This is a genomic window from Streptomyces hirsutus, assembly GCF_001418415.1.
GTDB classification, from domain to species: domain Bacteria; phylum Actinomycetota; class Actinomycetes; order Streptomycetales; family Streptomycetaceae; genus Streptomyces; species Streptomyces hirsutus.
Map to the genome: position 1 here is coordinate 1 of NZ_LIQT01000001.1, position 22553 is coordinate 22553.

The window sequence follows — 22553 nt, forward strand, 5'->3', positions numbered from 1 at the left end:
GCCGTCGCCTTCGACCCCCTGTCCTCCCAGGGCGTCCTCACCGCCCTCTATACCGGACTCTGCGCGGGCCAGGCGATCGACGCCCGTCTGTGGGGTGCCCCAGGCGCCCTCGACGCCTACACAGCCAGGATCAGCGCTGCCCGAGTCGCCTACCACCACGCCCACCGGACGGCCCACGCCCAAGAAACCCGCTGGCCCGACCACCCTTTCTGGTCGCGGAGACAAGGAAAGACAGGAAGACAAGGGGGTGAGGTTCCCCCGAGCTACGGGGAGTGGTGACAGCAGGTCAGGTGGAACTCAGCAGAGAGGAGTCCTGACGACGCCTACCGAGGAAGTACCCGCCGGAATTGCGTGAACGTGCGGTGCGGATGTACCGCGTCGCGGAGCCGGAGCCCGTGATCCACCGCCCGGCCGAGGAGTTCGGTGTTCATCACGAGGTCCTGCGCGGCTGGATTCGTCAGGCCGTTGCCGACACCGACGAACGCGACGACCTGCTGACCAGCGACGAGCGCGCGGAGCTGTCTGCGTTACGCAAGGAGAACGCGCAGCTCAAGCGAGCGAACGAGGTTCTGGGGACGGCCTCGGTTTTTCCGCGGCACAGCTCGACCCGACCCGACCCGACCCGACCCAGTCCGACCTGGCCCAGTCCGACCCGGCCCGGGCGACGGCGCTCTTCGACGAGCACCCGTGGCTTCGTTGATCTCCATGTGGACACTCTGCGTGTCCATCACCACTAGGGCCGGGTCCTCTCATCGACGGGAGCGCTCACGGACCTGGCAGCGCAGGAGTTCATGGATGACATGGTCGGTCCCGTCGTCCTGCCGGGCGGCGAAGTGACATTACGTCGCACTCTTCCGGGGAAGATCGTGCGGGAGACAGGCCCACTGGCAGCCGGTCCGCCCCTGATGGAGGATCGCGTTCACGATCTCCCGCATCGCGTAGGCGCCCTGACGGCCACTGACCGAACGGCGCCGGTCCTTCCACGCGAAGATCACCGGCTCGATCAACGACCACTGCTCGTCCGATAAGCCACTCGGACACGGCTTGCGTTCACTCCTCCGCCACCCCGATAAACCGCAGGCGGCGGACCAGAGGATTCTGTCCACACCCACACCATCAGGCGACCGCACAACCACTCGAAGAGTCACACCCCCTCTCGCGGCTTGACAGGCAGCATGAGGAATCACTGGATCGGGGAATCGGGCGGGGGAAGCTGGATGGTGCGCTCCCGATCTACGGATTCGACGCCGTCCACCGCTTCCAAGGCCGGTATCCGGTCCTCCATGACGGTGCCGGAGAGCGTGCCGAGGATCGACTGCTCGCCCGTGACCGTCAGTCCGGCCCGCCGCAGGGCCTCGACGACTTCCGCGAACCGGTCGGGGTCGACCGCGAGGATGACCCCGACCGGCGCGGATGGGGACGACTCGCTCACGGGGCCTGGAGCAGACCCGCGCCGACGTCCCTGAGGGGCTGCGTCAGCGGGAACGCACCGGACTTCAGGCCGGCCATGAGATCGGCCGCGGAAGCGCTGGGATTCGCCTGGGCGAGCAGGGCGAGGACACCCGCCACGTGCGGCGTGGCCATGCTGGTGCCGCTTTGGTACTTGTACCCGCCGCCGGGAGCAGCCGAGTACACCTGCCAGCCGGGCGCGGCGATGTTGATCTCGCCGCCCTGGCCATTGATGCCGGCGTTGGAGAAGAACGTCGGCGCGATCGCCTTGTCGAGCGCGGCCACCGCGAGGATGGAGGGGCAGTTGGCCGGCCGGCTGACGGGCCAGATGTCCTGGGGCCGGTGGCTGTCGTTGCCCGCGGCGGCGACGATCACCGTCCCGCGCTCGAGCGTGCGCCTGGCCAGGATCTCGTACGTCTGCGGGAAGAGCTCACCCGGCCGAACCCGTGCGCCGAGCGACATGGAGATCACCCGCGCGCCGCGGGCGACGGCCCAGGCCATGCCCGCCAGGATCTGGCCGTCGGTGCCGCTGCCCGCGTTGCTGAGCACCTTCGCCGCGAGGATCTGGGCCTCGGGGGCCACGCCGTAGCGGGGGCCCTGCCCAGGGCTGGCCGGGCCGGCGGCGGTGCCGATGCAGTGCGTGCCGTGGCCGTGGCCGTCCTCCACGGTCTCGCCGGGCACGAAGGATTCCGTCGCCTCGATGCGGCCGGCGAAGTCCGGGTGGTCGGTGTCCACGCCGGTGTCCAGGACGGCGATCTTCACACCGCGTCCGGTCAGGCTGGACAGGTCGGCCCGGATCGCCTGCAGGCCCCAGGTCCATGTGTCCTCGATCCAGGACGGGCCCTGGCCGGCGGCTATCTCCGCCCTGGTGTGGCGGGCGACCACGTCCTCGTCGCTGCGGAAGGCCGGGAAGAACTCGGTCGGCGCCTGCTGCGGAGCGGTGATCGGCAACGCGTAGACCATGCGCTCCGGCTCCGCCGAGATGATCGAGGGCTCCGCCTCGGCCGTGGTCACCAGCGCGTGGCGCTGCTCGGGCCGCACCTCGACGACAGCGGCGTTGAGATCCTCGAAGAGCACCGAGACGTCGGGGCGCTCAAGGAGTTCGGCGACGTTCGCGGTCTCGGTGCCTCGGACGCGTTCGACGGACGCGATGTCGGCGGAGGAACGCAGTGCGTTCAGTCCACTCTCCTGGTTGCTCGGGTCGAGCAGGACCACGTACCGGCCGGTGTACTCCGTACTCTGGTCCGTGACGGAGCCGTTGGGCCGAAAGGGTTGCTCGCCGAAGGCGCGCCTGTCCATGGGGCCGTTCGCCATTGAATTTCCTGCTTTCTGTGTGCTTTCCCCCGGTTCGTGGACGCGCGCCGAGGCACGGAGTGTCGGGTGCCGAGGATGGTGGGGCGCGGTTCAGCCGTGTACCGACGCGTGATGCCGTCGCCTGCGATGCCGACCCTTGCCAGGCCATCGGCATTCCCCCTTCGAACACCGTCGCACCGGGTACGGAGGCCCGCAACACAGCGCCGTCGGTCGTGAGCCCTTTCCATCCTCGGTCTGAGCTGGCCAGTTGTACGCGGAGGATGGCCTGGACGAGGCCCGTGATGCGGGTGGTGGAACACCGCCACAGGCTCGGCACCCGATGGCGAAGGCTGGTCGCGGGTCGCCAGGCCCTGCTCACGCTCGCCCGACTCGCAGCCGGGTTCGTCGTCGGAACCACCACCGTCTACCGCTATGTCGCCGAGGCCGTCGATCTCCTGGCCGCCCTCGCCCTCACCTTGGCCGATGCGAGGTAGGTGGCAGCCGCTGCCGCTGGGGAATCCAGTGTGTTGCCGGAACTACCGTCGGCGTAGCGGGAATGGCCTGCGGGGGAAGAGCGAGGTCATCAGGTTGGGGCACCGCGGTGGCCAGTGGTTCATATGACCACGAGAATGCCCAAACGGCGGTGATTTGGATTTTATAACCAATACGCCTATAGGAGGGATGGTCATGTACAACGAGCGCAGCCAAGTGCGGCGGGCGACCACGTGGCGGCAGCCGACCGTCGACGGCACGCTCGAGGGTGACCGCCGGGCCGTTGAGAAGGTCGTCCTGGAAGCGGCTGAGGCGGAGCACGACTTGGTCGACGAGGGCTGCGGCACCGATCCCTCCACGCTGAGGGCCGGGCAGCTGTACCGCAGGGTCAGCGGCAGGGACGACCGGGCGCAACCGGTGAGCGAGGAGGAACTCGCCGGCCTGAGCGACCCGATGGCCGCCGAGTTCTTCCGTGAGAACAGGTTCCCGGTGACAGTGCAGGAGCTGTTGTCCGGACTGCCGGAGGCGGCCGCCGCCTCTCGGCGGGTGTACCTGGTCAGTGAGGCCGGGCAGATCGCGCCGGACACCTCTCCCGGACTGCACCGTGACATGCGTTTCGCCATCACCGTGGCCGTGCGAGCCGGCCAGGTTGACCTGCTGATCAGTACGCAGGCAGGCGGCGACCAGGTCACAGCGTTCCTCCAGGTCGCGGCCTGGGACCCTGATGCGAAGGTCTTCAATTTCTATATGCGCATCGGCCCGACCTGGGTATGGGCGGGCAACTCCTGGGACGCCCTGGAGCCGGACTCCCGTGGCAAGGGCTGTTTCGACAGCCATGTCAACGGAAGCGCCGTGATGAAGGAGCTCAGGATCCCCTGGCTCAACTGGCAGTCCGAGAGGGCCACGGTCCGGCTGGCCGACAACGACCCGCTGCGCCGTGATCCTCTCTACCAGCAGGTCACGGGCGCCCAGAAGCTGGAGTTGACCGTCAGGTCGCTGGTCACCAGATGGACTGCCGCGCGACTCGCCGAGGTCACCGCGAACGGCGTCGTCGAACACCCCGACCGCCTGTTCCGCCACCTGTTCACGACCACCACCGTCAACCTCGCCGGCACGGACAGACAAAGCAGCATCGTCACCCCGGAATCAACCGACCTGGTGCTCCCGATGGGGTTCTGGCTCAATCAGGATGTCCTCCTGGACGACCTCGGCCTGGTGACGCAGGCCGCACCGCCCACGGCACCCGCCGCCCGGTACTGCGCAAGCCTGGCCCGGTTCGGCTTCCGGCTGGAAGAGCGGGCCGAGGACGGCAGCATCGCCTTCCGCCGGCCCGGCGACACCTTCTTCGCCTTCGTGGTGCCCGAGGCCGCTCACGAGGACAACGAAGTGGTACGGCAGATGCTCCGCCATGGGCTGCTCTCGGCGAAGTTCGCCGCCTGCGTGCTGATGGTCGACTTCCCCAATCCGGTCTTCAGCCTGCCTCGCGCGCATCTCATGCGGTATGCACCCACCGCGGCGACCAAGCTCTCGGCCCTGTGCGACCAGATGGCCCTGGCCATCACGGATGCCGCACGTACCCTGCCCGCCGACAGCCCCGAGGGCCTCTTCGCCGCGCACTGGCAGGTGCCCGACGACGCGTGGCAGGCGGTGTTCGGACAGCGCGTGGACGCTTACGTGCGCAAGGCCGCAGCGCGGGCCCGCACCGAAGACGGTTTCGACGACTACGTCCGCCTCGCCGAATCCCGCCGTCGGCAGTTCCGGGCCATGAAGCTGAACGAGTTCCAGCTGACCCTGCCGGTCACCGATATCCCCGCTGACGCGCCGCCGCTGGCGATGCGTGAGGACGCCACCGCCGTCCCCCTGCCCTGAATCACCGCCCATGCGCTCGGCCACCACGCCGTCCGCTTCGCACGGAAGGAACGGACCATGACGAAACTCGACGCCTACGGGCCTCCAGGGAACCTCGACGACTTCGACGAGTTCGGCCGCAAGGCATGGAACGCCTTCATTTCGAACACGGTGGACGCGGCCGTCAAGGGGCCCGATCCCCACGAGGTGCTGCACGACAGTCCTAGGCCTCAGTTCTACAACCTGACCAGCACAGACACCGCCGGGGACGCCACCCGGGCCGCCATCAGCTGGACCGCGTTCCCCCGCATCATCAAGATCACCTCAAGTTCCGACGTCCAACGGTGGGAACGCGCCGACGCCAGCCGTGACGTCCAGGACGAGTACTGCGAATGGAGCGTCGTACGCGACAACACGAACAAGATCACGCAGGTCACGTTCACCTGTGAAGGCCCTGAGTACTGGGAAGTGCTCGCGGAGACCAACCCACAGAAGGTCATCGAGCTCTACCGTCACCACATCAGTCCTGACGTCCGGCCAGAGGATCTGTTCTCCCCCACCGGCCGATACCAGCCACGCAATAAGTGGAACGACTCCACGAGCCACGGCGCCATGCACCTCGTCCAGCGCAACAACACCCTCGGTGCCGAGATCGAACTGGCTGCCGCGGCCACCATCCGGCGCGTCATCAACGGCACGGAGCTCACCACCGAGCAGGAGCTCATCGCCTGTGGCAAGTACGGAGCGCCCGAACGCAACAGTGATCCGCACATCGGTGCCGGCGTCAACGCCCTAGCCCGCCAAAGAGCCGACATCACCCTCGCCGACCCGGTCGGCCTGTACTTCGACGACCTGTCCACTGATGGCTGGGAGACGCCCGACGGGTCCGACCCCAAGAGCTACTGGACCTATCTCAGGGGCGACACGGAACACCGCGTCCGAGCCGCCTACCGGGTGCCACCGGAAAAGGGCTTCAGCGTCGGAGACATCACCATCGCCGGCAGGCCCATCCAATTCGGTTCTCAGATCGCAGACTTCATCACCATCAAGCTCACCGGAATCGCCTGCCGTCTCGGCAGGAGCACAGCCGAGCCACAGACCTCCTGCGTGGAATTCCTCCCGGCCGACATGCCCGAGGAGGCGTTCACCGCAGAAGCCTTCTCCGCCTACGGCAACTTTCTCGACCCGAGGCCCGCCGTCTCCAGCCGATCCTCCCGCGTCGCCTGAACCGCATCGGCGGGTGCCTCTTCGGTGGCCAGAGAGGTCTGTAAAGCATCCGCCCCTCTTCCGTAATCGGTGGTAGAGGGTGTCTGAAAAGCTGTCAGTGGGCTGATCTGGCCAGGCGCCGCACCAGAAGCATGGCCATGGCGAGGCATAGGGCATTCCCCGAGCAGACGCGCAGGTACTCATAGTCTTTTGACAGGCGGCGGCATCGTCCCAGCCAGGTGAACGTCCGCTCCACCGCCCAACGGCGCGGCCCCACTGCAAACGGGGGCACTGCTGGCGGCGGAGTCCCCACCCGAGCCCAAGTCGAGCGGAATCCACCGTCGCGGCGCTGCACGATCTCCACGCCAACCCTGGTCGGGGGGCGAGTGACATCTCGACGAGGTTTTCATCGAGATCAACGGCGAGCGGCCCTACCTGTGGCGGGCGGTGGACCAGCACGGGAACGTGCTGGACGTCCTCGTCCGGTCCAAGCGCGACACCCGCGCCGCCGTGGGGTTCTTCCGTCGGCTCTTGAAGGACATGGAGTACGTGCCGCGTGTGGTGGTCACCGACAAGCTCCGCTCCTGTGGCGCGGCCCGCCGCCAGGTCATGCCGGTGGTGGAGCACCGCACCCCGAAGTACCCGAACAACCGGGCCGAGACGACCGTCCGCCTCGCCGTCCGGGACCAGATCACCGGCGCTGCCGGCCGGTCCACCACGGCCTGGCCCCAGGCCCGAAGCGCAAGTCCCCCACGCACCGACGGCTCCATCAGGCACTCACACACCCAACAACGTGACAGCGCCCCTTCGAAGCCGAACGCCGGGACGGGCTCCGCCCTCCCAGCCACGTCAGCCTCTCACTCACAGTCACGGGGAACACCGGAGGCTGATCCGAACGCTGCTACGCGGAAGCCAGAACCTCCCCGGACGTGACCTGGGGAGGGTTGGGGAGCAGTGACGCAAGGTTGTCCCGCACGAAGTCGGCCGCCTTCGAGACCGATTCCTCGGCACCGGCCTGGTCCTGGAAGACACTGGTCGAGACCATCACTCCATCCCCGGCATCGACCCAGTAGTAGGCCACGAAGCCGGAGACCTGGCGCATGAGCGGCACGAAGCCCTCGTTCACGAGGCGTCCCGCCGCGGCCGGATCGGTCACACCTTCATACCGCCGGACTGCTGCATACATCGCCGAGCTCCTCACGGGGGTTCTGGGTTCGTCTTCTGCTGAGACGTTGTACCCCTGCGACAGCTGCCTGGCTCATGAGGCGTCCGGCAATCACCTGAAGGGCCGCTTCAGGTGATCCGAACGGCGGCTTCCGGCCCGGACACACGGCCCTGTACACGTCTGCCACGGTCGCACCGTCACCACAAAGCGGCCGCGCACTCATGGAAGTGGGGGCTCAGTAGTGCTCGCCGAAAAACGACGCTGAAGACTGAGCCGCAGGTCAGCACGCGGGTTCCAGCGCACTTGTGTGCTCGTCGTGTTCGCGCAGCATCCGCATGACGGTGACGGGGGGGGCGAATGCTGTCCCTTCTTCTTGCCCGTGGTGACGACGAGTCGGGCGGCGATGTCGCGCAGGCTCATCTCCTGGTCACGTAGGCAGAGACCCCCGCGCCCGGGGCCGCTCCGGCTGCCCGGTGCTCCGCGGCGGTCGTACGATGTGTCCGCTGTGAACGACAGATCGGGCCGACCGGCCGGCTGACGGATCGCCGCCCCCTTCCGACGTGGAGTCGCTCATGACCACAGCGCGGGACCTGATGATCGTCGCCATCGACACACCGTCCACTCCTCCCGTGGAGCGGGGCGACCTGTCGCTCGCTCTCGCGGGAGCGGAGCTGATCGACCTTATCGGCGCCGAGTCCCTCACCCTGGGCGGTCACCACATCCTGCCGGGCCTGCCGCCCCCCATCGATGACCGTCTGCTGCGTGAGGCCGCGTCCTCGCTCGTCCGGCAGGCGCCCTACGAATCCGTCGAGGACTGGCTGTGGCGCCGGGGCCGCGGCCTGGCACCCGCGTATCTCGCCGCCCTGGAGGCGGAGGCGCTGGTCACCCGGCCACACGCCCGCCGGGTGCTCCGGGACGATCCGCCGACTGTGGCCGACTCGGCGGCCCGTCGACGGGCGGCGGATCGCTGGACGTCGCGTGAACCGGTTCTGGCCGGCCTCGCGGCCGCCGCGGGCATCGGGGAACAGCCCTCCGACGACCAGATCGACGAACTCGCCGACGACCAGGTCGTCACCGTACTGGCCGCGGTCAACGATGCCGTCATGGAGCTGGAGGCCGTACGGCAGCGCAGAGCGATCGAAGACGCAGCCTTCGACAACCTCTGGCGAGGTGTGTGACGCCTTCTCGGCGGAGCCGACCGTGGAGCCTGCCGCTGGAGGAGGACTCACTCCTGCTCACTGACCGGGAACGGTCGTTCCGGTTGTGGTTGTCGACGTCGTGCGTCCCGCCGTCGAACATGGAGGTGCAGATCATGCCATGGCCGATACCGCTCACCATGAGGCCGGGAAGCATGCCCACGCGATACGAGTGGTTGTGCACCGAAACGGCGAGCAGCACGAGGCGGCCACTCCGATGGCGTAGGCCGGCGGCAACGTGCGCTGTACAGCCGAGGAAGTTGAGCAGAGTGCCGGCGATCATGTTGCCGAGCGTGATGCACACCGCCGGCGGCAGGAAGGCGATGCCCGCGGCCGGCGGCTCGAACCTACGCCCTTCCTGGAGCAAGAGTGTGACCAGGTAGAACTCGGCTCCCGGCACGCTCGCCATGTACAGCGCCGGGGCGTCGCAGCCGACCAGGAGCGTGCGAGTACCCCGCAGCGAGGATGCGACGAAGCTGTCCAGCGCGAGCGGATCGGTCCAGCCGACATCCGCGGCGCCCTCATACGAGCGACCGAAGGGCGGGAAACACAGAGCCGACGGCACGTCACCCGCCCACACGGGGGTGTCCTACCGGTCGGCGACTATTCGGTGGATCTGTTCTCCTCGAGCTCCTACAGTGACCGGACCCGACATCGTCACGAAAAGCGGATCATGCGTGTGCCCTACCCCCGTACGCCTCATCTCCCGTGGTCGCCGGGGGCGGCGTCGGACGACGTACGAGCCGGTGATCTGTCCGGGCTGCGCGGCCGCGAGGTCGTGGTCACCGAGAAACTCGACGGGGAGAACACCACCCTCTACACCGACGGGCTTCACGCCCGGTCGCTGGATTCTGCGCACCATCCCTCGCGGGCGTGGGTGAAGAGCCTGCAGGGACGGATCGGCGCGGAGATCCCGCATGGCTGGCGGGTGTGCGGCGAGAACCTCTTCGCGCGGCACTCGATCGCATACGGAGACCTGGAGAGTTGGTTCTACGGGTTCTCCGTCTGGGACGGCGGCAACCGCTGCCTGGACTGGGACCGGACGGTCCGGTTCCTGCGGCGGCTGGGAGTTCCGGTGCCGCAGGTGCTGTGGCGGGGTGTCTTCGACGAGCGTGCGCTGCGCACGCTGCGGTTGGACACCGTGCGCCAGGAGGGCTACGTCGTACGCACCGCCGAGGGGTTCGGCCGGCAGGAGTTCGGGCAGCGGATGGCCAAGTGGGTGCGCGAAAGACACGTTCGAACCGATACGCACTGGATGCACGCCGCTGTCGTGGAGAACGCTCTGGGCCCGAACGCCGCGCTGTGGGCGGTGCGTTCGGGGGCGGACGCCGATGTGCCGTCCCTGTCGGCCGCGCTGGGCGTCGCCCTTGAGGATCCGGCCGCCGCCGAGGCCCTCGTCGCCGATGTGTCCGCGAGACTGGACGTGCTGGGCCGGTCCGGGGACGCACGGCTGGAGGGCGTCCTGGCCACGATGCTCCACAGCACGCGCCGGGCGTGGCTCGGGCCCCGCCTCGCGGGGCCGCTGGGCATGCCGGGCGCCCGCCGCATCGCAGACCTGGTCGGGCTGTCCCCAAGGCTTCAGCGCCCGTACCCGGACGGCGACCGCCGGACCGGCCTGGCACGCTTCGCTCTCGCCGCCGACCTGGGGGTGCTTCACGCGGTCGCAGGAGCGGTCGCGCACACCGCCGAGGCTCGCGAACAGGTCGAATGGTCCGCGTTGCACGCCGAGGAGGCCGGGCTGCTCGGCGAATCGCCGCTGCAGCCGCTGCGGGCCGGGCTGCGGGACGCACTCGCCGGTCTCGGCTCCGCTGCCGCCGACCGGTGCTGGGCGGAGGCGCGGGACGCGTTCGCCAAAGGGCGGATCTCCACCGTCGACGAGGCGGTGGCGGCGAGCTGGCGGTGGCGTTCCGGGGCGTTTCCCCGGCTGATCCATCTCGTCGGGCCGTCGGGCAGCGGAAAGAGCACCTTCGCCGGGAGTCTCCCCCGGACCGACTCGCGCATCTCCCTCGACGATCTGCGCCGGGCCCGGGGCTCCCGGGCCGACCAGCGGGCCAACGGGGAGGTCCTGCGGGAGGGGCTGGGCCGGCTCGACTCGGCGCTGGCCGGCGGCGGGACCGTGGTGTGGGACGCCACGTCCCTCAACCAGCACCAGCGTTCCCTGGTGCACGGGGTGGCACGGCGCCGCGACGCCCTGGTCACTCACGTGGTCGCGCTGGTCGACGAGGAAGAGTTGGCACGGCGCAACAAGGGGCGTGCCCACCCGGTACCGCCCGCGGTGCTCGCCTCGCAGCTGCACCGGTACGCCCCGCCCTACCCGGGCGAGGCCCACCGCACCTGGTACCTCGGAGCGGGCGGAACCGTCGACGACACCGCGGGCACGTCGGACGGCATCATGGGCGGAGGAGAGACGTGATGCGTACGAGCGACGAGATCTATCACCGGGTCCGCTGGGACCCGAGGTTCGATCCGGCCCGGTTCGTGCTGGGGATCACCCAGCGCGGTGCCGCCCCCGAGCGAGTCCCGCTGCCCTCGTTCGTACCCGGCGGCGACATCCCGTGGCACCGGGTGCTGTTCGTCGAGGCGGACGGCGAGCTGGTCTGGGACCGTACCACCGGTGTGGACCGCATCGACATGTCGGACGCCGGCCGGGTGCGGAACCCGCGCCTGCTGCGAGCGCCCTTCTTCACAGCCGGGACGCCCCACGCATGGGAACCGGCAGAGGGATGGCGACCCGCGGACGACGCACCCCGGACGACCGTGCCGAGCGCGGGAAGTCTGCGCGTACTCACCTGGAACACGTTGTGGGACCGGTACGACAGCGACCGCCTCGACACCCCCCGGCGTCGCCCCCTGCTGCTCTCGGCCCTGGAGGACGCCGACGCGGACGTCATCGCGCTCCAGGAGGTCGAAGCCGGTCTGCTCGCCCTGCTGCTGCGGGCACCCTGGGTCCGCGCCGGTTACACCCTGGGCACCGACCCGGGAGGGAAGGACATCGAGGACAGCGGGCTGCTGCTGCTCAGCCGGCTGCCCGTGCGGGAGGCGGGGCGGCACGAACTCGGACCGCACAAGGCCGTCACCGCCATCACCGTGGAGACCGGCTCCGGTCCACTCGTGGTGGCCACGACCCATCTGAGCAGTGACCACTCCCCCAACGGCCCGGCCCGGAGGCAGGCTGAACTGGGCCGGCTCGCCGAGGGACTCGGCGGCGTGGACGGCGATCTGATCCTGGTCGGTGACTTCAACGACGGCGGCGACGGACCGGCCGCCGCGCTCGGGCTGCGGGACGCCTGGACGGAGGTCCACGGGCCCGGCGACCGGACGCCCACGTTCGACCCGGGCGTCAATCCGCTGGCCGCGGTGTCCTCGCTGTCCGGCCGGGCCTCCCGGCTGGACCGGATCTTCCTGCGCGCGGGACGGCTGCGGGCGACCGGGGCATTCCTGCGGGGCGACTCGCCCACAACGGACGGGCTCTACGTCTCGGACCACTACGGCGTGGAGGCGGACCTTCAGCCGAGCGGTACGGAGTCCACGGACGTCCTCGACGCCCGGCCGACGGCCCGCACCGCGCTGGCGTGGATACCTCCTCAGGAGCTGTGGCCGATCCTCCAGGGCATCCGCCAGGAGCACGATCCGCAGTTCCACCGCTGGCCGCCGCACGTCAATCTGCTCTTCGGTTTCGTGCCGGAGTCCGACTTCGAGCAAGCCGCCCCGCTGCTGGCCGAAGCGGCGGACGGCACGGCGGCCTTCACCGCCCGGCTGGACGGGGTGCACACCTTCGGGCACCGGGACGATGCCACCGTCTGGCTCGACCCGGCGGCGGCCGGCGAAGCACCGTGGGCAGGACTGCGCCGCGCTCTGGAGGAGCGCTTTCCGCGCTGCCGCGGGCGCGCCGAGGGCTTCACCCCCCATCTCACCCTGGGCCGGGCGAGGGATCCGCAGCACCTCGCCGCCGCATGCACCGCCCGGCTCGACGGCATGTCGGCACGGGTCGAAGAGCTGGTCCTGCTCTCCCGCCGGGGCGACGAACCGATGCGTCCACGCGCCACGATCTCTCTCGGAACGGGCGACGTACGGTGGCTGCCCGAAACCCCCGAATCCGCTACCGCCGAGCCGGCCGCGGAGAGCGAGGCCCAGGCCGCCCTGGCGCGCAGGACGGCGCAGCGCATCTCCGCGGCGCTGGGTGACGGAGTCGTCCACATCGTCGGATCACGGCGCATGGGCTGCGCCCTGGCCGGAGCGGACCTGGACCTGGTCGCGGCGCTGCCGGGCAGCGCCGATCCGGCCGGCGTCCGGGCACGGGTGACCGCCGCGCTGCCGGACGCCACCCGGGTGCGCCAGGTGACCGGCGCCCGGGTGCCGGGCCTGCGGCTGCGCATCGGTGGTCTGGACGTCGACCTGGCCATCGTCGCCACCGGAACGCTCGACCCCGGCGAAGCAGTGGTCCGCCGCGCCGAGTTGGACGAGGGGGCGGCGATCGCCCTGAGCGCGGTGAGCGACGCGGACGCGGTACGGGCCGCGGTGGGCGACCACCACACCGCTTTCACCCGGCTCGCCAGGCAGGTGAAGGCGTGGGCCGGGGCGCGCGGCCTCGACTCGGCCCCCTTCGGTGGACTGCCGGGCCTGGCCTGGTCGGTGCTGGCGGCCCGTACGACATGCGAGGCCGCGGACTCGGCCGCTCCGGACCCGCTCCGCCACTTCTTCGGCACCTGGGCCGCCTGGGACTGGCGGGACCCGGTCGGCCTCACCTCCACCGGAACGGGACCGCACACGCCCGTGGCACTCATGACGCCCACCGATCCCGTCCGCAACTGCACCGGACAGGTCGGCGCCTGCTTCCGGGACCTGCTGACCGATGAGCTCTACCGCGCCTGGACCGTCCTGGAAACGGCAGCGGATGCGGGCACGGACCCCTGGCCCGAGCTGTTGTCGCCGCCCTCCCTGCACCGGCGTCACGCGGCCTGGGCGGTCCTGACCGTACGCCCTGGCTCTGCCGAGGAGTTCGAGGAGACTCTGGGGCGCGTCCGGGGGCGTCTGCGAGCGCTGCTCACCGCTCTGGAGGACGCCGGGGCGGCGGACGTGTACGCCTGGCCCCGCCCGTTCGAGACCGGGCCGGCGTCCGCACGGTACGCAATCGGCCTCGGCCGCACCCCGCCCGACGCTGCCCGGCTCGCGGAAATCTCCGAAGAGTGGGGCGGAGACCTGCGCGGGGTCGAGGTCACGTGGGCGGAGTGCGGCACCGTACCGACCCTGCGCTGACCGGAGGGGTGACGCGTCGAGGAACGTCACCCCGAGCCGGATCCCGCGGGTGCCGGCTTCGGTCAGGGCCTCGACGATGCCGTGGAGCGCCGGTGCTTCCCGACGCAGCCCGCGGGCTCTCGGCAGGCGCTCCGGCCTTCGGTCTCGACCCGCTGCCGGGTCATGGACCGGCGGCGCTCCCGCACCACCACGCCTGCCGGTAGCGGTCCCGGGAGCCTGCCGGGACCTTTGGGGCAGGGTGTCCCGCCCGTCGGCCGGGGCTGCGTCCTCGTTCTCGCTCGCCGGTCGGTCAGCGCTCCAGATCCCCACGCATCTCGACGAAGAGCTTTCCCGCATCGGCGAGCGTGCTGTCCTCGAAGAGCGCGACGGCCGCCGTGCCCTCGTCGGCCCACCCGCAGATGACGTTGCCCTCCTCGCTCAGCGAGGCGAGCAGGCACTCCACCGAGCCGCCGAGCGGTCCGGGCTCCACCGGCTGCGCCTCGGGCTGCCCCAGCTCGGGGTCCCACTGGATGTACTCGATCATGCCCCGGAACAGGTGCTCACGGCGCTTGTTGGTGTCCTCGGGCACGTGGTCGACGCCCTCGAACAGCACCGGCGCACCCTGCCCGCCCGGGTCCCCGTAGTTGCCGATGACCAGCGTCATGTCGTCCCGCATCTCGCCCGGGTCGACCGGGGCGTCCGTCAGGGCTTGCTCTCCCGTCAGTTTGTCCAGGCCGCCCGCTCGGGGGGCGTCCACCAGGGTGCGCGGACCGCTTCGCTCCGCCGAAGGCGTCGGCGACGCGGATTCGGAGACCCGCCCGCTCGGGGGAGAGTCGGGGTCGGGGAGGCCCGTGTAGTCCTCCCGGCAGCCGCTGACCGTCAGCATCGCCAACACCGCCACGGCCGTCAGGCCCGCTCTTGCCGCAGATGCACGCTTCATGAAATCCCCCACTGTCGCCTCACCCTTGGTGTCCTACCCGCCGCTCTGAGTGGCGGTCGTGGTCAGTGACGAGTCGTTCCGGCCGGATGGTTCCCGCCCCTCGGCACGAGGATCTGCCGCACAGTGCAACGCCCGAGGGCACTGTCACGTTGCCTGACCGGGTGGAGTGATCTTCTGGTTGGTCATGCCCTGCTCCCTGGCTCGCACCCGATGCGGTAGCCCACGGACGCGGCGAAGCTCTTGAACGACCGCTCCACAGCGGCCTTGTCGGCTGCGACGGAGCCTTGGACGTGACCGTGGAACACGGACTTCCGGCCGTCGCGGGTGGCGCGGGCCAGGCCCTGGTCATCACCCTCCGGCAGCCCGCCGAACAGCGCGGTCATCCGCGGCCCACCCGCCATGACGCACTGCGCGACCGGCTCGTCCCGATGTGCCCCGGGTCCGTTCGACAACAGCCCGAGCAGGCAGAAGCGGGCACCGGCCCGCGGTTCGACTCGGCCGGACCGTCCCGCGATCCGGGCCGTGACCTGGTCGAACATCGCCCGTCGGCGGGCAGGGTCTACGCTATGGGCCCGCGGCTACCGCACGATCTTCAGGAGTCCACACACCCCCTGGTGGTCACGTGGTGGCCGTACCCGTTCCCGGCCGGGCCCACCGCAAGATTGCGAAGTCGGACCGGAGTACTGGAAGGGCAGGAGCGGAAGCAGCTGCTCGGACGGTGCCGCCCGCTGGTGATTCCCCGACGCGTCGAGAAGGGCGCCTGCCGGGTTTCGACCGAGCTCAGGCGCCCTTCTGCCGCGGCTAGAAGAAACCGAGCTTCTTCGGCGAATACGACACGAGGAGGTTCTTCGTCTGCTGGTAGTGGTCCAGCATCATCTTGTGCGTCTCCCGGCCGATCCCGGACTGCTTGTAGCCGCCGAACGCCGCGTGCGCGGGGTAGGCGTGGTAGCAGTTCGTCCAGACACGACCCGCCTGGATGGCGCGGCCGGCGCGGTAGGCCGTGTTGATGTCGCGGGTCCACACGCCCGCGCCGAGACCGTACGACGTGTCGTTGGCGATCTTGATCGCGTCGTCGAAGTCGTCGAACGAGGCCACCGAGACGACGGGACCGAAGATCTCCTCCTGGAAGACACGCATCCGGTTGTCGCCCTCGAAGATGGTCGGCCGCACGTAGTAACCGCCCTTCAGGTCACCGTCGTAATCGGCGCGTTCGCCGCCCGTGAGGATCTTGGCACCCTCCTGTCGGCCGATGTCGATGTAGGACAGGATCTTGGTCAGCTGCTCGCTGGACGCCTGTGCGCCGATCATCGTGTCGGTGTCGAGCGGGTGCCCGGGCCTGATCAGCTCGGTGCGGGCGACGGCCGCGGCCAGGAAGTCGGGGTAGTTGCCGCGCTGGATCAGCCCGCGGGAGGGGCAGGTGCACACCTCGCCCTGGTTCAGCGCGAACATCGTGAACCCTTCGAGGGCCTTGTCGCGCAGCTCGTCGTCCTTCTCCCACACGTCGTCGAAGAAGATGTTCGGCGACTTGCCGCCCAGCTCCAGCGTGACCGGCTTCAGGTTCTCGGCCGCGTACTGCATGATCAGCCGTCCTGTGGACGTCTCGCCGGTGAAGGCGACCTTCGCCACCCGCGGACTCGAGGCGAGCGGCTTTCCGGCTTCCGGACCGAAGCCGTTGACGATGTTCAGCACGCCCGGCGGCAGCAGGTCGGAGACGAGGCTCAGCCAGTAGTGGATGGAGACCGGCGTCTGTTCGGCGGGCTTGAGGACGACCGCGTTGCCCGCGGCGAGGGCGGGCGCGAGCTTCCACGTCGCCATCAGGATGGGGAAGTTCCACGGGATGATCTGGGCGACGACGCCCAGCGGCTCGTGGAAGTGGTACGCGACCGTGTCGTCGTCGACCTCGCTGAGCGAGCCCTCCTGGGCGCGCACGGCGCCGGCGAAGTAGCGGAAGTGGTCGATGGCCAGCGGGATGTCGGCCGCCAGGGTCTCCCGTACGGGCTTGCCGTTCTCCCAGCTCTCCGCGACCGCGAGTGACTCCAGGTCGGCCTCCATACGGTCGGCGATCTTCAGCAGGATGTCGGACCGCTCGGCCGCCGGCCTGCGCCCCCAGCCGGGTGCGGCCGCGTGGGCCGCGTCGAGTGCCGCCTCGACGTCCTCCGCCGTACCGCGCGCCACCTCGGTGAACGGCTGCCCGTTCACCGGACTCGGGTTCTCGAAGTACTGCCCCTTGACCGGAGGTACGTACTCCCCGCCGATGAAGTGGTCGTAGCGGGGCTGGTAGGAGACGATCGCGCCCTCGCTTCCGGGCGCCGCGTAACGTGTCATGCGGAACTGGCCTCCTTCAGCAGGGCTGCCCGCCGTTGGGCAGCTCTGCGCCGGAGCGTAAGGACGCGGACGTTGCATCCACGTTGCGGAGGGGCAGCGGCGCTACCGGTCCTCGAAGCGGGCCCAGCCGTCCGGGGCCGCCAACTCCGATTCGAGTGAGGCCAGATGGGCCCGGTTCGATGCCGTCGGCCGGGCCATGACCAGCGCCCGCCACACGTCCAGGTCCTCTTCGCCCCACGGCGCGGGGGCCCAGTCGGCCAGCAGGTCTGCGTCCGAGCGGGCGATCAGTGCCGCGCGCAGGCCGTCGGCGAGGCGGCGCCTGAGCCGTACGACCGCCGGTGCCCGGGAGGCGGGCAGCAGGGGGCCCGCGTAGGCGGCCAGGGCGGTGGTGACCGCGCCGGCCGCCAGCCGACGTTCGACGGCGGCGATGTCCGACTCCAGGGGTGCCGTGAGCCGGTAGGGGCACGACGCGAGCAGTCCCGGGCCGAGCACCTGACGCAGCCGGGCGAGCTCCGCGCGCAGCGTCACCGGTGTCACCGACTCGTCCTCGTACAGGGCGCACAGCAGTTCGGCGCCGGTCAGGCCGTCGGGGCGCCGGGCCAGAAGGACGAGGATCTCGCTGTGCCGGCGACTGAGCCGGACACTGCGGCCGTCTGTCGTCAGTACGGCCTGGTCGCGCCCCAGTGTCGCCAGTCCGGGCCCACCGCCGTCCGGGCGTCTCGGGGCGAGCAGCGCCAACTGGGACTCCGCCGCGCGTGCAACGGCCTGTACGAAGCCCAGGCTGTGCGGATGCGCGAGGCCGTCCCCACCGGTGATGTCCACGGCACCGAGCAGCCGCCCCGTGTGCGGGTCGTGCGCGGGGGCCGCCGCGCACGTCCACGGCTGCACGCGCCGCACGAAGTGCTCGGCCGCGAACACCTGGACCGGACGGTCCACGGCGACCGCCGTGCCCGGCGCGTTCGTCCCGACCGCGCTCTCCGCCCACCGCGCGCCGGGCACGAAGTTCATCCGCCCCGCCTGTCGCAGCGTCGACGTGTGCCCCTCGACCCACAGCAGCCTCCCGTGCGCGTCGCACACCGCCAGCAGATGCCGGCCGTCGGAGGCGAACGTGCCCATCAGCTCCCGGAACAGCGGCATCACATGAGCCAGCGGGTGCTCGGCGCGGCGGGCCCCGAGGTCGCCGTCCGTCAGTTCGACGTCGGCGGTACCGTCCGGGTGGACCCCGGCGCGCGCCGAGCGCCGCCACGAGTCGGCGACCACGCCGCGCACCGGGCGCGGCACCGTGCCGGCCTCGGTGAAGGTCTCGTGCGCCCGGTGCAGCACGCGTACGCACTCGGCAGGGTCGGCCCCCGGTTCCAGGGCCACCCAGGGATCGGTCAACGTGGCCTCCCGCAGGGCGATGCGCTGGGAACATCGTCGCCCGGGGGGTACGTGGCGACAACCGTTTCGACGGGGGCGGTGGCCTCCCGCTGCCGTCGACCGGTTTTCCCGTACGCGTGTTCGTTGAACGGACGGTCACAACCGGTGACGGCCCTTGACGTGACGGCACCATCTGATGACCGTCCGCTTCGCCATCCGGGACCAGATCACTGGCGCCACCGCCCCGCCCACCGCGGCCTGAGCCCGGGGCCGGAGCCCGGCCCCACCGCACCCGACACGCCATCAGGCACTCCCACACTCAACAACGTGACAACGCCCAAGCGGCTGCCGGAGGACGAGCTCAAGAAGACCGCGACGTTCTTCGACGGACTGCGACAGGACCAGGCCGACAACCTGGCCGCCGGTCTCTTCGGCATCTACACGTCCGTGAGATGCCCCCGTACGGCAATGAGGGCCGCTTACCGACACCCGGCCGAGCCCGTCGCCCACCCTCGCCCCGCTGGGGGACAGGAGGCCGCTGCCGTCGTGACGCCGCGGAGGTCAGGGGGCGGACTCGTCCGGGCCCGGGGTCGGTCTGTGGGCCATGGTCCGCTCGAGCCTCCGGTCGGGGACCAGCCACATCAGCGCGACGCCGGCATAGATCGCCACCGCGAGCCAGTCGTTCAGGAAGGACAGGCCGATGCCGCTCGCGTACAGCAGCGGCGAGACCTTGCCCTTCAGGTCCCTCCCCACGGCGGTGGCGAGCAGGGACTCTTCACCCTGGTCCCGGGTGATCGTCTTCTGCAGTGTGTAGTAGGCCAGGGCAGCGGCGAGCAGGTCGATGCCGTACGCGGCCGTGGGGACGGCGGCGAAGTGGTTCTGGCCCATCCAGGCCGTGGTGAAGGGGATCAGGGAGAGCCAGAACAACAGGTGCAGGTTCGCCCACAGGATCAGCCCGTTCACCCGATCGGTCGCCTGCAGCATGTGGTGGTGGTTGTTCCAGTAAATGCCGAGGTAGACGAAGCTGAGCACGTAGGTCAGCAGCACCGGGAGCGCATCGTGCAGGGCCGCCCAAGTGGTGCCGTGCGGGGTGGGCAACTCGAGCACCATGACCGTGATCAGGATGGCGATGACTCCATCGCTGAACGCTTCCATCCGCTCGGTCGGCATGAGCCGAGGCTAATGGCGCACGGCTCCAGGCCGGTCACAGCGTCGACCCTCGGGGCGTCATCATCCGGACCGCGTACGCGCGTAGGTGCCGAATATCCCGTCCTCGCTGGTCAGGCTGTGTGTCGGTACTCGTGGATCACTCCGCCGAGGCGGTCGTGGCGGAGGATGTCGAGACGGGTGATCTCTAGGGGGCCAGTGATCGGTTCGGGGAGGGAACGCAGCGGTGCGGCGGCGCCGGTAGTCGATGATCACGGTGAGCAGTTTGAGGTAGGCGTGCTGTTCGTCCTTCTCGTCCTCGCCCGGGGCGGTGATCTGCTCCATCCAGGACTCCGGCAGGCCCTCACCGGCAAGGTGGGCGGTCAGGTGCGGCGGGCCGTGCGGGCGTCCAGCGCGGTACAGGAGAGGGGTGCGACGCCGTGGGGGTCGCGCAGGACGGGGTGGTCGGGCAGGGGCCCGACCGGGGGCGGATATCGAGGTGGTCGAGGGCGGCGGCGAGCACGACGGACGCGGGAGTGCCGGGTGGCAGGCGGTGCGCGGGGCGGCGGTGGCCGGTCAGGGCGCGCCTCCGGGCATCGAGGTCGTCGAAGGCGGGGGCCGGCGCCTTCTTCGCCCGCTCACACGATCACACGCACGTGCTGCTCGCAGATGCCGTTCACCTTCCACCCGGTCACCAAATCGGTGACGACCGGCGCGGCGTACTCGGCGCCCTGCCTGGGGGTGTCGGTGGTGCTCTTTCCCGCCGGCGATGGGAGTGGTCGCCGAGGGGGCGCCAGGGGGCGGAGCCGTGCGGCTCCGCCACCCGGTGCGCCCACGACCTCTCGGTGGCCATCGGACCGAGCCTGTCACCGTGAGGAGCCTCATGCGCCGGAGATCACGCCGCGATCACGCCGCGTCGATGTCCGACCGGGGCCGGACCTCCACGATGAAGTCCGCCTCCCCCATGTCGCCCGCCTCGTCATGCCAGAGGAAGACCCGCACGTGCATCGCGTGATGGAGGCCGGCCCTCTCCCACTCGGTCATCAGATCGCCGACGATGCGGCCGATGGCGTACCTGGCGCCCTCGGTCGAGTCGGAGGCGGTGATCGCGCCCTGCCACCGTTCGGGGTCATTGCCGTAGGGGCGCCAGCCCTCGGAGCCGTGCGGCTCGAACACCCGGTACGCCCAGTCCGTCTCGGTGTTCATAACATCGATCCTGTCACCGGGGAGTCCCATGCGCCGCACCGGATCCACCCACGCCGAGCGGCGGAAAAGCGAGCTGCCCCGAGTTTCGTAGAGTCCGCGATCGTATGACCAAGCGGTCTGCGGGGCTTCCTCCAGGCTCGCCCGGTACGCCTGCTCGTACTCGCCGGATGGGACGTAGCCCATGGCGGAGTGGAGTCGTTCACCGTTGTGCCCCGCGACCCACTGGAAAACGGCCCGCTCGACCTGGATGAACGAGGCCGGCGTCCTTCTTGATCTTCTGCCGCCACAGGGCCGTCTCCAGCGCGTCCAGCGGCAGGTCGGTGCGCATGTGGATGGCGGCCTGCCGGCCCACGATCCGACGCGAGTACGCGTCCAGGACGAGGGCGATGTAGACCCAGCCCGACCAGGTCTGCGAGCGCGACCAGGGCGGTGATCCGGGTCCTGCGATCCGATCGTGTACCCACCTCGGCCGGTTGCCCCGGTCGGCCCCGGTCACACCGTGCCGACCGCCGAAAACGGGGAACGTGCTCACCAGGGTTCGAAGCGACGAGGAGGAGGACATCATGAGCCGCGACGAGGGGGCCGACGGCAACAGCGCCTACGGCCGGAAGGCGTTCAAGCGGTCGAGGGCCCACTTCGCGGACCGGATCACCGCGGACGGCAGGGACGGGTGGCCGGTGGAGGCAGGGCGCTACCGGCTCGTCGTCAGCCGTGCCTGCCCGTGGGCGAGCCGGGCACTGGTGTCCCGGCGGCTGCTCGGTCTGGAGGACGCACTGTCCCTGGCCGTCGCCGACCCGGTCCAGGACGACCGCAGCTGGCGCTTCACCCTGGACCCGGGCGGCCGTGATCCGGTTCTCGGCATCCGGTATCTGAGCGAGGCGTACGACCGGCGGGAGACGGACTACCCGGGTGGGGTGAGTGTCCCCGCGATCGTGGAGGTGGCCGGCGGGCAGCTGGTCACCAACGACTACCAGCAGATCACTCTCGACTTCGCCACCGAGTGGACGGCACTGCACCGCGCAGGCGCGCCCGACCTGTATCCCGAGCAGCGGCGCGACGAGATCGACGCGGTGATGGCGGAGGTGTTCGACGATGTGAACAACGGGGTGTACCGGGCGGGCTTCGCCACCGGTCAGCAGGAGTACGAGGTGGCGTGCACGGGCGTGTTCCGGCGGCTCGAACTCCTGGCGCGGCGGCTGGCGGGGCAGCGGTACCTCGTCGGCGACACGATCACGGAGGCGGACATCCGGCTGTTCACCACGCTGGTGCGGTTCGATGCCGTCTATCACGGCCACTTCAAGTGCAACCGCTGGAAACTGACGGAGAACCGGGTGCTGTGGGCGTACGTCCGCGATCTCTACCAGACGCCCGGTTTCGGCGACACCGTCGACTTCGACCACATCAAACGGCACTACTACCAGGTTCACACCGGCATCAACCCGACCGGCATCGTGCCCTTGGGCCCCGATCTGTCCGGCTGGTCGGCCCCTCATCACCGCGAGGACCTGGGCGGCCGGCCGTTCGGCGACGGGACGCCGCCCGGGCCGGTCCGCGCGGACGGGGAGGCAGCCGCGCGGGGCCGCCCCTGACGCTCTGCCCCACCCAGGCACCGAACCGGTGCGCAGCCGATTCGACTGATCCATACGGAACCGACGCGACCGATCCGGGAGATCCACGTGGCGAAGAAGAAGAC

At 70.2% G+C, this 22553-nt stretch carries 17 protein-coding genes and 6 pseudogenes; 10 read left to right on the forward strand and 13 right to left on the reverse strand.

The features are described 5' to 3' along the window. Positions 1-279: pseudogene (locus tag AOK11_RS43745) on the forward strand (NAD(P)/FAD-dependent oxidoreductase); the annotation flags it as partial. A gap of 59 nt (positions 280-338) precedes the next feature. Beyond that, positions 339-737, forward strand: a pseudogene (locus AOK11_RS00010) (transposase); the annotation flags it as partial. A 15-nt stretch (positions 738-752) separates the two neighbouring features. Here the strand turns inward: AOK11_RS00010 and AOK11_RS46065 are convergent. The 3 genes and pseudogenes from AOK11_RS46065 to AOK11_RS00025 form a co-directional block, all read right to left on the reverse strand. Further along, positions 753-1097: pseudogene (locus AOK11_RS46065) on the reverse strand (transposase); the annotation flags it as partial. 86 nt (positions 1098-1183) lie between these two features. Next, on the reverse strand, positions 1184-1432 hold the full coding sequence (locus AOK11_RS00020) for a hypothetical protein (protein WP_055591515.1): 249 nt from the start codon (positions 1430-1432) through the stop codon (positions 1184-1186). Further along, the gene (locus AOK11_RS00025; RefSeq protein WP_055591516.1) at positions 1429-2763 is read right to left on the reverse strand and encodes a S8 family peptidase; all 1335 of its coding nucleotides are present in this window, start codon (positions 2761-2763) and stop codon (positions 1429-1431) included. Before AOK11_RS00025 ends, AOK11_RS00020 begins: the two co-directional genes overlap by 4 nt. 260 nt (positions 2764-3023) lie before the next feature. On the opposite strand from AOK11_RS00025, the pseudogene AOK11_RS00030 reads away from it, so the two are divergent. The 3 genes and pseudogenes from AOK11_RS00030 to AOK11_RS00040 all read left to right on the forward strand — a co-directional run. Then, a pseudogene (locus tag AOK11_RS00030) lies at positions 3024-3230 on the forward strand (hypothetical protein); the annotation flags it as partial. A gap of 199 nt (positions 3231-3429) precedes the next feature. Continuing rightward, positions 3430-5103: a hypothetical protein gene (locus AOK11_RS00035; protein ID WP_240497151.1), complete on the forward strand. Its 1674-nt coding sequence runs from the start codon at positions 3430-3432 to the stop codon at positions 5101-5103. Positions 5104-5160: 57 nt separating this feature from the next. Then, on the forward strand, positions 5161-6309 hold the full coding sequence (locus tag AOK11_RS00040) for a hypothetical protein (protein WP_055591519.1): 1149 nt from the start codon (positions 5161-5163) through the stop codon (positions 6307-6309). 94 nt (positions 6310-6403) lie between these two features. On the opposite strand, the pseudogene AOK11_RS44295 reads toward AOK11_RS00040, so the two are convergent. Further along, positions 6404-6571 (reverse strand): annotated as a pseudogene (locus AOK11_RS44295) (transposase); the annotation flags it as partial. Between the two features lie 107 nt (positions 6572-6678). Between AOK11_RS44295 and AOK11_RS46545 the strand changes: the two are divergent. Further along, positions 6679-6954: pseudogene (locus AOK11_RS46545) on the forward strand (DDE-type integrase/transposase/recombinase); the annotation flags it as partial. Positions 6955-7189: 235 nt separating this feature from the next. On the opposite strand, the gene AOK11_RS00050 reads toward AOK11_RS46545, so the two are convergent. Further along, positions 7190-7474: a hypothetical protein gene (locus tag AOK11_RS00050; protein ID WP_055591521.1), complete on the reverse strand. Its 285-nt coding sequence runs from the start codon at positions 7472-7474 to the stop codon at positions 7190-7192. 551 nt (positions 7475-8025) lie between these two features. Between AOK11_RS00050 and AOK11_RS00055 the strand changes: the two genes are divergently transcribed. Continuing rightward, positions 8026-8631: a GPP34 family phosphoprotein gene (locus AOK11_RS00055; RefSeq protein ID WP_055591522.1), complete on the forward strand. Its 606-nt coding sequence runs from the start codon at positions 8026-8028 to the stop codon at positions 8629-8631. On the opposite strand, the gene AOK11_RS42580 is transcribed toward AOK11_RS00055, so the two are convergent. Continuing rightward, positions 8555-9229 (reverse strand): MFS transporter, encoded by a 675-nt coding sequence (locus tag AOK11_RS42580; protein ID WP_157869245.1) that lies wholly within the window; start codon positions 9227-9229, stop codon positions 8555-8557. The two genes, AOK11_RS00055 and AOK11_RS42580, sit on opposite strands and share 77 nt — an antisense overlap. A 93-nt stretch (positions 9230-9322) precedes the next feature. Here AOK11_RS42580 and AOK11_RS00060 point away from each other — a divergent pair, with 93 nt between their 5' ends. After that, positions 9323-11062 (forward strand): RNA ligase family protein, encoded by a 1740-nt coding sequence (locus tag AOK11_RS00060; RefSeq protein WP_055591523.1) that lies wholly within the window; start codon positions 9323-9325, stop codon positions 11060-11062. Further along, a complete protein-coding gene (locus AOK11_RS00065; protein ID WP_055591524.1) occupies positions 11062-13905 on the forward strand; it encodes a poly(A) polymerase in 2844 nt (947 codons plus the stop codon). The genes AOK11_RS00060 and AOK11_RS00065 overlap by 1 nt, the downstream gene beginning before the upstream one ends. Before the next feature lie 289 nt (positions 13906-14194). Here AOK11_RS00065 and AOK11_RS00070 read toward each other — a convergent pair whose 3' ends face one another. From AOK11_RS00070 to AOK11_RS00100, 7 genes are all read right to left on the reverse strand, one after another. Further along, positions 14195-14824, reverse strand: coding sequence for a hypothetical protein (locus tag AOK11_RS00070; protein ID WP_240497152.1), 630 nt, complete (start codon positions 14822-14824; stop codon positions 14195-14197). A gap of 182 nt (positions 14825-15006) precedes the next feature. Further along, complete coding sequence (locus AOK11_RS00075) at positions 15007-15363, reverse strand: hypothetical protein (protein ID WP_055591526.1); 357 nt, start codon at positions 15361-15363, stop codon at positions 15007-15009. Between the two features lie 262 nt (positions 15364-15625). Continuing rightward, positions 15626-17149, reverse strand: coding sequence for an acetaldehyde dehydrogenase ExaC (gene exaC, locus AOK11_RS00080; protein WP_055591527.1), 1524 nt, complete (start codon positions 17147-17149; stop codon positions 15626-15628). 102 nt (positions 17150-17251) lie between these two features. Then, complete coding sequence (locus tag AOK11_RS00085) at positions 17252-18529, reverse strand: GAF domain-containing protein (protein WP_055591528.1); 1278 nt, start codon at positions 18527-18529, stop codon at positions 17252-17254. A gap of 540 nt (positions 18530-19069) precedes the next feature. Continuing rightward, a complete protein-coding gene (locus tag AOK11_RS00090; protein WP_055591529.1) occupies positions 19070-19678 on the reverse strand; it encodes a TMEM175 family protein in 609 nt (202 codons plus the stop codon). A gap of 882 nt (positions 19679-20560) precedes the next feature. Next, positions 20561-20860: a hypothetical protein gene (locus AOK11_RS00095; protein WP_055591530.1), complete on the reverse strand. Its 300-nt coding sequence runs from the start codon at positions 20858-20860 to the stop codon at positions 20561-20563. Positions 20861-21059: 199 nt separating this feature from the next. Continuing rightward, the gene (locus AOK11_RS00100) at positions 21060-21392 is read right to left on the reverse strand and encodes a hypothetical protein (RefSeq protein ID WP_063793388.1); all 333 of its coding nucleotides are present in this window, start codon (positions 21390-21392) and stop codon (positions 21060-21062) included. Positions 21393-21423: 31 nt separating this feature from the next. Between AOK11_RS00100 and AOK11_RS00105 the strand changes: the two genes are divergently transcribed. Continuing rightward, positions 21424-22449: a glutathione S-transferase family protein gene (locus tag AOK11_RS00105; RefSeq protein ID WP_055591531.1), complete on the forward strand. Its 1026-nt coding sequence runs from the start codon at positions 21424-21426 to the stop codon at positions 22447-22449. Positions 22450-22553 lie beyond the last annotated feature (104 nt).

Bases quoted from the DNA above. Each gene is read 5' to 3' on its own strand.
- AOK11_RS00040 (WP_055591519.1), top strand. From the start codon at position 5,161: ATGACGAAACTCGACGCCTACGGGCCTCCAGGGAACCTCGACGACTTC.
- AOK11_RS00070 (WP_240497152.1), bottom strand. From the start codon at position 14,824: ATGAAGCGTGCATCTGCGGCAAGAGCGGGCCTGACGGCCGTGGCGGTG.
- AOK11_RS00025 (WP_055591516.1), bottom strand. From the start codon at position 2,763: ATGGCGAACGGCCCCATGGACAGGCGCGCCTTCGGCGAGCAACCCTTT.
- AOK11_RS00060 (WP_055591523.1), top strand. From the start codon at position 9,323: ATGCGTGTGCCCTACCCCCGTACGCCTCATCTCCCGTGGTCGCCGGGG.
- AOK11_RS00035 (WP_240497151.1), top strand. From the start codon at position 3,430: ATGTACAACGAGCGCAGCCAAGTGCGGCGGGCGACCACGTGGCGGCAG.
- AOK11_RS00055 (WP_055591522.1), top strand. From the start codon at position 8,026: ATGACCACAGCGCGGGACCTGATGATCGTCGCCATCGACACACCGTCC.
- exaC (WP_055591527.1), bottom strand. From the start codon at position 17,149: ATGACACGTTACGCGGCGCCCGGAAGCGAGGGCGCGATCGTCTCCTAC.
- AOK11_RS00095 (WP_055591530.1), bottom strand. From the start codon at position 20,860: ATGAACACCGAGACGGACTGGGCGTACCGGGTGTTCGAGCCGCACGGC.
- AOK11_RS00105 (WP_055591531.1), top strand. From the start codon at position 21,424: ATGAGCCGCGACGAGGGGGCCGACGGCAACAGCGCCTACGGCCGGAAG.
- AOK11_RS00050 (WP_055591521.1), bottom strand. From the start codon at position 7,474: ATGTATGCAGCAGTCCGGCGGTATGAAGGTGTGACCGATCCGGCCGCG.
- AOK11_RS00065 (WP_055591524.1), top strand. From the start codon at position 11,062: ATGCGTACGAGCGACGAGATCTATCACCGGGTCCGCTGGGACCCGAGG.
- AOK11_RS00075 (WP_055591526.1), bottom strand. From the start codon at position 15,363: ATGTTCGACCAGGTCACGGCCCGGATCGCGGGACGGTCCGGCCGAGTC.
- AOK11_RS00090 (WP_055591529.1), bottom strand. From the start codon at position 19,678: ATGCCGACCGAGCGGATGGAAGCGTTCAGCGATGGAGTCATCGCCATC.